Below are 3,350 nucleotides of genomic sequence, written 5' to 3'. Positions count from 1 at the left end.
AATGGAGAAATTGTAGAAATAGCAGATAAAGAAAAAATATTTACAGTTCCAAAACATCCATATACAAAGGCGTTACTGGCTTGCAGACCCGGACTTTATCACAAAGCAGAGCGCTTACCGGTCGTTTCTGATTTTTTAGGTGACTCAAATAAAGCAAAAGAAAACAGTCCAAAGAGAGCAAATAATAACGGACAAAAATCCAATTCCGAAATTCTATTATCTATCAGAAATTTGAATACTTGGTTCTCCGTACGGGAAAATTTTTTCGGAAAAATATTACAATACAACAAAGCTGTCAATAATGTAAGCTTTGATGTTTTTCAAGGCGAAAATATAGGATTAGTCGGCGGGTCGGGTTGTGGTAAGACTACCTTAGGAAGATCCATTGTTCAATTAGCGAAACCAATTTCTGGAGAGATAATCTATAAAGGAGAAAACATTTTGTCAATAAAAAAGCGGCCAATGCGCGCACTTTCTTCCGAAATACAAATGATTTTTCAGGATCCTTATGCATCGCTTAATCCTAAAATAACCATCGGCCAGGCCATCGGAGAACCATTAAAAATGCATCAACCTTTCTCTGAAATGTTAATCAAAAATAAAGTAATAGAATGGCTTGAGAAGGTGGGTCTCAATGAAAAATATTATTATCGTTACCCTCATGAATTCAGTGGAGGTCAACGGCAAAGAGCCGTGATAGCAAGGGCCTTAATAATGCAACCCTCTTTTGTTATTTGCGACGAATGCGTATCAGCTTTAGACGTAAGCGTACAAGCACAAATATTAAATTTACTCAACGATTTAAAAGAAGAATTAAATTTTACGTCCATCTTTATTTCACACGACATATCGGTTGTAAAATATTTTTGCGACCGTATTATTGTAATGAACAATGGTCAAGTTGAAGAAGTCGGAGATGCTCAGGATATTTATGAGCGGCCACAAAAAGATTACACCAAAAAATTGTTAGCAGCAGTTCCTCGTCTTTAAAATTAAAAACTACTATTTTCCGTCATCAGAAATCACTGCAACAGATATTTGTTCATACTGGGCTGAAAAATACCCCAATGCACCATTAGAAATATTACTTACAGGATTACTAGGGGTTACACCCAACTGATTTGCGTTCTGTTCCAATTCGTAAAAGTATTGGTATACATTCTTATCTATATTCAACATTTTTACAGCAACCGTGTCATTGAGTCTTATATTAATCGTATTGGTAAAAATAGGGCGTTCATTAGGCAAGCCATCCCCTACATCATCATTTAGCACATTGATACCATCATCTTTCTTGTGATTAATATATTGAATAAACCGATAATAATTTGAAACACCTTTTTGATCAATATATTGTGGGACAATGGTAAATGTGACGGAAGTATCCGACGCGCTATTTGTGGCAAATAATTTCAAGCCTGTAAAGGCAACAGAATCAGGCATTTGGCTACTTGCCTCATATTGTTGCCCGTTAACATTTACTTTGAGTTGATATGTATGACCAATAACACCTTTAATTCTATGTGGCTTATATATCAAAACCCCTTCGTTGTTTTTTGTTTCATACAATGTATCGAAGGCGTTTGTGTTGCTGTCTTTCAATATAACCAGCGCATTGTCCACAGCTGGGAAATTATTGGGTTCAGAGAATTCCACAGACTTACTTATACGTACAAAAGTTTCCCTAAAATTATTGCTTACAATGCCTTCTACCACCAATTTAGGCGGTGAAGTATCCAAATGTATGTCAATTACTTTAGTACATGAAAAAGAACCAATTATAAAGATTATTAGCCAAAATATTTTATCACTTATTTTCATTATTTAAAATTTAAAATTATAAGTGACACTGGGAACCCAACGGAATAAAGAAGTTTGTACAGCCTGTGTTTTTGAAGCATCATTTGGATCTACTTGAAACTTTATTGCATAAGCATTTTCGCGACCATAAACATTGTAAACAGAAAAAACCCAAGAACTCTCAAAATGTTTACGCTTTTTTCTAGTATATGTAGCGCTTAAATCCAGACGATTATAATCTGGCATTCTGTATCCATTTCTTTGGGTATAATAAAATACAGTTTCATTATCAATACTGTACTTTCCGCTCGGAAAAGTAATAGCATTGCCCGTATAAAAAACAAAGTTTCCGGAAAGATTCCATCTATCTGAAAGTTTATAAATACCCACCAATGCTATATTATGAGTCTGATCTTGAGTCGCGTTATACCATTGATTGTCGTTGATGCCATCAATCTTTTTCTCGGTACGTGATAAAGTATAGCTCAGCCAACCGGTTAAGCGACCATACTTTTTCTTTAAATAAAATTCAATTCCGTAAGCACGCCCTTTACCAAATAGCAATTGACTCTCCACGTCTTCAGATGTGGAGAGGTTCGCGCCATTTCTATAATCAATTTGATTTTGCATCCATTTGTAATAAGTCTCTACGCTCAACTCATAATGATGGTCCCGCAAATCTCTGTAAATACCCACACTGGCCTGATCAGAAATTTCCGGCTTTATATTATAGCTATCTCCTATCCACTGATCTGTTGGGTTGGTCGAGGCAGAATTACTCAAAAGATGCAAATTTTGTGTATTTCTTGCATATGCAAATTTTAAACTGTTATTCTTATTGAGCAAGAAACTGGTGGAGATACGAGGCTCCATATTAAAATAAGTTTTACCTATTTGTCCTTTTACTAAAGAAGTCGTTCCCACCGGTTGCCCACTTCGGTACAAATTGTAATTACCCGCTCCAAGTAAACTATATGCAGAAAATCGCAAACCATAGTTTATATTGATAAAAGAATTTATTTGTGCTGTATTATTGATGTATAATGCATTTTCCCAACTAAATCGCGTTTCCTTTTTCTGTGTATAATTCGCAGTATCGTTTCCACCAATAAATCTTGTGGGAGCAATATCATGGTAAATAGTATTAACTCCGAAATGCCAATTACTTTTATTATTTGAATGCCACTCAAAATCTTGTTTCAAATTGACATCCTTAATGGAAGACTGGATATGAAAAACAGTTTTATCATTTATTAATAAAATATTATACTTGTAATTACTATAAATAAAAGAGGTGTTGGAAAAGACTTTTGGGCTTACAATATAATTCCACCGCAAAGTACCCGTTTGATTACCCCAATCTATGCCAAATTGATTACCAAAGCCCAATTTATCTTTACCGAAGTACCCCGAAGCAAATAATTGACTTTTGTTATTTAATTGATAATTAGCCTTAAGATTGATATCATAAAAATATAATTTATTATTATTTATATCTTTATTATTTGACAACTTTAAAAATAAATCAGCATAGGTTCTTCTGGCCGTAA

The 3,350-nt window shown here is 34.3% G+C and carries 3 protein-coding genes; 1 reads left to right on the top strand and 2 read right to left on the bottom strand.

The window, feature by feature from the left end:
- The coding region (locus tag ACQR30_RS07250; RefSeq protein ID WP_429733377.1) for an ATP-binding cassette domain-containing protein at nucleotides 1-990 on the top strand (990 nt) is incomplete at its 5' end.
- Between the two features lie 12 nt (nucleotides 991-1,002).
- Here ACQR30_RS07250 and ACQR30_RS07245 read toward each other — a convergent pair.
- Together ACQR30_RS07245 and ACQR30_RS07240 are read right to left on the bottom strand one after the other, a co-directional pair.
- Nucleotides 1,003-1,821, bottom strand: a complete 819-nt coding sequence (locus tag ACQR30_RS07245; protein ID WP_429733374.1) for a DUF4249 family protein — start codon at nucleotides 1,819-1,821, stop codon at nucleotides 1,003-1,005.
- 3 nt (nucleotides 1,822-1,824) lie between these two features.
- Nucleotides 1,825-3,350, bottom strand: a 1,526-nt coding sequence (locus tag ACQR30_RS07240) for a TonB-dependent receptor plug domain-containing protein (RefSeq protein ID WP_429733371.1), incomplete at its 5' end; no start/stop codon positions are given.

This window comes from Arachidicoccus sp. (assembly GCF_050436765.1).
Lineage (GTDB): Bacteria > Bacteroidota > Bacteroidia > Chitinophagales > Chitinophagaceae > Arachidicoccus.
The sequence above is the reverse complement of the archived record's forward strand: the minus strand, read 5'-3'. Positions and strand labels throughout refer to the sequence as shown.